Genomic DNA, 5,828 nt, shown 5'->3' with positions numbered 1-5,828 from the left:
TATCAGGCCGGCATCATCCGCCGCAAACTGGCGGGAGGCTTGGACCTGAACACCATATTGCAGGTAAGCGCCGCCCCCGGCTACAGCGAACACCACACCGGGCGCGCATTCGATGTGAGCAGCCCGGATAGCGCCGTGCTGGAAGAATCGTTCGAGCATAGCGTCGGCTTTGCCTGGCTGAGCCACAATGCCGCGCGCTTTGGCTTTGTCATGTCGCTACCACGCGACAATGCCGCCGGCTATATCTATGAGCCATGGCACTGGCTGTATCAGCCTACTTCCTCAACCATGACCTGAGGCATGATCGACCGACGACGCGGATTGCCACGCTCGCTTTTGCTGAGCGCGTGCAATCCGGTATGGCTTTGCGGTTTACATCTGCCAGATGTTTAACAATTTGACGTTGTTTGCTCACAAGCGTGACATCGGCGTGCCGTAGGCTTGCGCGCCCGCACTGGCGGGCCGACCAATCTTCCGCTCAGAAAGCCACCATGACCCTTCGCCATGCCCTGATACTTGCGCTGACACTTGCCAGCCAGTTCGCACTGGCCGCTACGCCGGTACGCATCAGCATTCCCACTGCCGGTATTTCCAGCGCCGCAGCGCCGCTGACCGGCTTTCTGTTTGCGGCCGAGGGCAGCGAGCCGCATCCGGCGGTGGTCATGCTGCACGGCTGCGGTGGTGCCTATGCCAAGGATGGCGAAACTCTCAATCCACGTCATCTGATGTGGGGCGAGTTCCTCGCCAAGCATGGTTACACCGCCCTGATGCTCGATAGCTTCAGCGCACGCGGCCTCAAGCAGATCTGCACCATCAAGTTTTCCGAGCGCTCGCTGAAGGAATCCGACCGGCGCGGCGATGCCTATGCCGCCCTGGCCTATCTGCGTGGGCAAAAAGATATCAAGGCCGAGCAGATCGCTGTACTGGGCTGGTCGCATGGCGGTGGCGTCACCCTCGACACCATCAGCCACAGGCCCGAGTCCGGCAAGGGCTTTCAGGCAGCCGCATCCTTCTACCCCGGCTGCAGCAAGCGCGCCGAGCATGCCGACGCCTTCCACCCCTATGCACCGCTATTATTGCTGATCGGCGAGTCAGATGACTGGACCCCTGCCGCGCCGTGCAAGGCCCTGGCCGAGGCAGTCAAGGCGCGCGGCGAGCCGATGCAGATCGTTACCTATCCCGATAGCTATCACGATTTCGACAATCCGGCGCTCAAGGAAAAGCGGGTACGCAAAGAGGTGCCCAATGGCGTCAATGCCGGAGCCGGCGTGACCATCGCACCCAATCCACAGGCACGTGAGGATGCCATGCAGCGCGTGCTGGACTTTTTTGCCAGCCATTTGAAGTAAGAAGATTGAAGTAAGAAGCAGTTTGCCAAATACGCGAGGGGCCACCGGCCCGTTATCCGCGCCGCCATCATGGGCATGGCCCGCCACGACCGCGTCAAGCCGTGCGGGCTATTCGCTCAACCCCTGCCCGCCTCGCTGTATGCCGGGCTGCTGGAATAGCTCCGGATAATTACGGCCGTACCAGTTACTGACCGCATCATGATCCAGCGCAAGAAACTGCGCATAACCAGGCACCAGCAAATAGCCAGCCGTACACAACAACACGCCGATACCGGCCGCCATATACACCTCGGCAACGCCAAAATGCAGCAGGGCAATCCCAGCCAGGGCCGGGCCCAGGCTGTTGGCGACCTGGATGGTCATCATGTTCACCGCAGTCATGCGCCCACGGTAGTCATCGGGAATCGCCAGCAGCCGGTGCGTCTGGCCGACCAATTGCACCAGGGATAAACCCACGCCCACGACGAAGAACATCAGCACCAGTATGTGCGGCTGGCTCAGCCAGCCGGCCAGTGCCAGCGCCGCGCCCTGTACCAGCAAGCCACCAAGGCGCGCCGGATAGCGGCCGATATGGTGGGCAATCTGGGCCGAAATACCCAGGGCGCCTGCCAGCAGGCCCACCGACAACGCCGCTTCGCAGGCGCCCAGCCAGGCGGCCGACAGATGCAGCGACTGCACCTTGAGCGGCAGCAACATGCCCACAGCGGGCATAAAGCAAATGCACACCACGAAGTTGACCAAGGTCCAGCCACGCTCCAGTGGGATCTTCCACTTCACTAGTACCCCCATGCGCAACTCGCTAAGCCAGGACGCACTTTTCTGATCGCCCGGTGGCCGCGCCTGCCGTGGAATTCGCCGTGCCAGCAGTGCCGCGCCCAGCAAGAGCGCACAGTGCAACCATAACGCCGGCGCCGTGCCAGCGGCGGCCAGCAGGGCGCCACCCAGCACCGGACCGATCAAGCGTCCAATTGCCTGTGCGCTTTTTTTCAGTGCCAAGGCATCGGCAATACGCTCGCTGCTGACCAACTCGGCCACGATGCTCAGGGAAGCCGGCGTCATTACCGCGGTGGCGGCAGCGCCCAATACCTGCAGCAACAGGATCAGCGGCAAGTGGTACAGGTCAAGCGACGCCAGCAGCGCCAACAGCAAGGCCTGGCCGGCCAAAACCAGCAGGCTGACGCTGATCAGATTGCCCTTGGCATGCCGATCACCCAAGGGGGACAGCAATAGCATGGTCAACACCGACGCAACCGCGCCCACCACCGCAAAGATCGCCAGATGCGCCGCGCCGCCACGATGCGCCACCCACCAAGGCATGGCGATATGGCCGACCATGATGGCCAGCAGCATCAGGGCATCGCTGAACAGGAGACTGGAAAAAGGCCGGCCGACGCGGTCGAGCCGCTGGCGCAACTGCTGCAACATGGAGGTCCGGAAAAAGGAAGGCTGGAACGCCCGGATGGTAGCCGTTCGACCAGCACGCGGCGAGTAGGGCCGGTGCAAAGCTGCTTTGCCCTGATCGCAGCAATCGGGCGGCGCTACGGATTGCCTGCCAGGGCCGTTGCGTCAGACCGAAAAATCCACCGCCCGCAGCTGCGGGTCGAAATGTCCGAGGCGGAAGTCGGAAGCACCTTCACCCCAGATCGACTCCATATCGATCTGCACGCCCAAGTCGGCGGTGCACAGGGTATCGACGATCGCATGGCGTGGATCATTGGTGTCGTAGCGGATCGGCGGCATCAGCGGGTCGCCATCAGCCGCCACCAGGGCATGTACCCAGGGCGCGTCCACGCGCTCGGTGCGGCCGCTCACCACTCCCTTGCTGCCATCGGAGAGCTGCACAGCGGTGCCGATCGGATACACCCCCAGCGCCTTGATAAAGTAGGCCGCCAACGAGGTATCGAAGTGACGACCGCGCTCGATCAGGATGTCGCGCAACACGATCTTGGCGCTATCGGCCCGCCGATAGCCGCGCTCGCTGACCCGTGCGCAGAACAGATCGGCCAGACCGAGCAGTTGCGCCGCCTGCGACACCCGCGAACCCTTGAGCCGGACCGGGTAGCCGCTGCCATCCACCGCCTCGTGATGTTCGCGCACGGCGCGCAGCCACAATTCATCGCGTACGCCGAGATTGCGCAGGCGCTCTTCGCTCTCCAGCGGATGGCGCTCGATACGGGCACGCTGCGACGGCGTCAAGGGCTCGATCTGGCGAGCCAGCGCATCCTGCAGTTCCAGCACTCCGATATTCATGGTCAGCGCAGCGGCCAAAACCGATAGCTTGCCGGGGCCGGTCGGGCCCATCGCCTGCAGCACGCACGCCACCACACAGGCGGCATTCACCCCATGGCGTACCGCATAGCGCCCGCCACGGCGCAAAACCACAGTGGCCATCACCACACCGCTGTCTTGCGACAGCGCCTCTTCGATCAGCCCGGCAATCGCCAGCACCTCGGCTGGAAAATCAGGCACCTGCTCCGGTTGCTTGAACAACACCGCCAAGCGGTAGCAGGCATGCAGCACATGCTGGAGCGCCGATTGCGGCGGTTGATGCCAGGTAAGGGTTGACTCGATATACAGACCGATTTCCAGCAGGCGATCCAGTTGATCAGCCGACTGGATGCGCGCCCCTTCGGCCATCAGCAGCACGCCTTTGTCGGTGTAAACATTCCAGGGTAAGGGATGCCCGACTGCGATTTCACCCAAACGGATGCGTCGCTGGATCATGCTGTTCCTCCGACCGCCGATGCAATGCCACCCGGGTGGCGCCTGGCTGCTGGCTCAGAAGGCCTGCAGTGCGTTGCGGGGCTGCTGCGCTAGCCTGTTGCGCCTATCCCCATCAGGCGATGCTAATCTCACCGGATCATCACAGGTGCATATCTCCAAACTCACCTTACAGACGGTAGGTTTTCCCGTATATCCGGTGTAAAAACGCCACCTCGCCCCGCTCCGCGTGTCGGATCAATCCCACATCGGCGCAGGGCGGGTGGTGCAGCGGCTGCCGCGCCTGCCCTCACGCCACGGCAGCAGCGGCCCGAGGCCGTGGCCACAGGCCCAGTGCCAGCACCGTGCCCAGCACGATGATGATGCCGCCCAGCGCCATGCGCATGGACAGCACTTCGCCAAGAAACAGATTGCCCCAGACAATGGCAAATACCGGGATCAAGAAGGTGACCGATACCGCCTTGCTCGGACCATTGCGCGACAGCAGCCGGAAAAACAGCAAATACGCCAGCGCCGTGCAAAGCGAGGCCAGTAGCAGCGCGGCGATCCAGGCCGTACTCGAGGGTAGCCGTGCCGGCCACTGCCAGCATGCCAGCGGCAGCAAGATCAGGGTGGCGCCGAGCTGACTTCCGGTCGCCACCAGCAGCGGGGAACGCTGCGGTAGATACTGGCGGGTGTAGTTGGCGGCAATGCCATAGGCAATCGGCGCCGCCATTGCGGCCAGCACAGCGAGGCCATCACCACCGGCTGCGAGGCTGACCTTGCCCCAAACCAACACCGCCACCCCGACAAAACCGAGCAACAGGCCGGCTGCCTGCAAACGTGGCAGGCGCTGTCCCAGCCAGGCGTAGGCCACCACCGATGTCCACAAGGGCGTGCTGGCATTGATGACCGCCTCAAAGCCTGCCGACAGCCAAACCGCTGCCCAAGCGTACAAATAGAAGGGCAAGGCTGAATTGCATAGCCCCACCACCAAGAGCTGCCGCCAGTTTCCAAGCAGTGCCGCCGCCTCGCCGCGCCATGCCAGTATCGGCAGCAGTAGCAGGCTTGCCCCGCCAACCCGGACCAGCATCAGCGGCGCTGCGCCAAATTCAGCGGCTGCCAGACGGATAAACAAGAAGGACGCGCCCCAGATGGCGGCCAATAGCGTCAACTCTGCGAGATCTTTCGGTTTCATCATCGCCTCACCCTGTATCAATAGCGCAGTGTGACCGTGCGCCGGCCCACTAACCAGAGCGACACAGCAATGCATGGTATGCACTCATGCACGATCAACCGCTCTTCCGCTCCCTGCTACGCCGTGGGCTTTGCGGGACATGCCGGGCTGGCAAAACTCGATTGGTTCGGTGCTTTCCTAAGCCTGCGCCAACTCCAGAGCGATCAGGGCTTGCTTGCGCGTTTCACCCCAACGGTAGCCACCCAGCGCACCATCGCCACGGATCACGCGATGGCAGGGAATCAACAGCCCGATCGGATTGGCACCCACCGCGCTACCCACTGCACGCGCCGCGCCGGGGCGCCCGACGCGCGCAGCCAGTTCGCCATAGCTATTGAGCTGCCCGGCCGGAATCTGCAGTAGCGCCTCCCACACCTTGATCTGGAACTGCGTCCCCTTGACAAACACATGCACCGGCTCGGGCTGCCGGTATTGCGCGAACAGGCGCTGCGCCAGCTGCGCCATGCGGCCATCATCGCGCAGCAGCGTGGCCGCAGGCCAAGTCTCGGCCAGTTCAGCCAGGCGCAAGGGTAAATCCGCAT

General features: G+C 63.1%; 6 protein-coding genes. 2 read left to right on the top strand and 4 right to left on the bottom strand.

Going from position 1 to position 5,828, the window contains the following annotated elements:
- Both ACE3OH_RS18465 and ACE3OH_RS18460 read left to right on the top strand, forming a co-directional pair.
- On the top strand, window positions 1–297 hold a 297-nt coding region (locus tag ACE3OH_RS18465; protein ID WP_374356637.1), incomplete at its 5' end, for a D-alanyl-D-alanine carboxypeptidase family protein.
- Between the two features lie 194 nt (window positions 298–491).
- Window positions 492–1,349, top strand: coding sequence for a dienelactone hydrolase family protein (locus tag ACE3OH_RS18460; RefSeq protein WP_374356634.1), 858 nt, complete (start codon window positions 492–494; stop codon window positions 1,347–1,349).
- Between the two features lie 108 nt (window positions 1,350–1,457).
- Here the strand turns inward: ACE3OH_RS18460 and ACE3OH_RS18455 are convergent, their stop codons facing one another.
- From ACE3OH_RS18455 to ACE3OH_RS18440, 4 genes are all read right to left on the bottom strand, one after another.
- Window positions 1,458–2,774, bottom strand: a complete 1,317-nt coding sequence (locus ACE3OH_RS18455; RefSeq protein ID WP_374356631.1) for an MFS transporter — start codon at window positions 2,772–2,774, stop codon at window positions 1,458–1,460.
- A 141-nt stretch (window positions 2,775–2,915) separates the two neighbouring features.
- Entirely contained in the window at window positions 2,916–4,073 is a 1,158-nt protein-coding gene (locus tag ACE3OH_RS18450) for an HD-GYP domain-containing protein (protein ID WP_374356628.1), read from the bottom strand.
- A 286-nt stretch (window positions 4,074–4,359) separates the two neighbouring features.
- Window positions 4,360–5,250 carry a DMT family transporter gene (locus ACE3OH_RS18445; RefSeq protein ID WP_374356624.1) on the bottom strand — a complete coding sequence of 297 codons (891 nt, stop codon included), beginning with the start codon at window positions 5,248–5,250 and terminating at the stop codon, window positions 4,360–4,362.
- Window positions 5,251–5,424: 174 nt separating this feature from the next.
- On the bottom strand, window positions 5,425–5,828 hold a 404-nt coding region (locus ACE3OH_RS18440), incomplete at its 5' end, for a methylated-DNA--[protein]-cysteine S-methyltransferase (RefSeq protein ID WP_374356621.1).

This window comes from Chitinimonas sp., from assembly GCF_041904975.1.
Classification (GTDB): Bacteria; Pseudomonadota; Gammaproteobacteria; order Burkholderiales; family Chitinimonadaceae; genus Chitinimonas.
This window is presented reverse-complemented; position numbering and strand designations above follow the sequence as displayed.

Coding starts and splice junctions, on each gene's coding strand:
- ACE3OH_RS18460 (WP_374356634.1), top strand. CDS start 492: ATGACCCTTCGCCATGCCCTGATACTTGCGCTGACACTTGCCAGCCAG.
- ACE3OH_RS18455 (WP_374356631.1), bottom strand. CDS start 2,774: ATGTTGCAGCAGTTGCGCCAGCGGCTCGACCGCGTCGGCCGGCCTTTT.
- ACE3OH_RS18450 (WP_374356628.1), bottom strand. CDS start 4,073: ATGATCCAGCGACGCATCCGTTTGGGTGAAATCGCAGTCGGGCATCCC.
- ACE3OH_RS18445 (WP_374356624.1), bottom strand. CDS start 5,250: ATGATGAAACCGAAAGATCTCGCAGAGTTGACGCTATTGGCCGCCATC.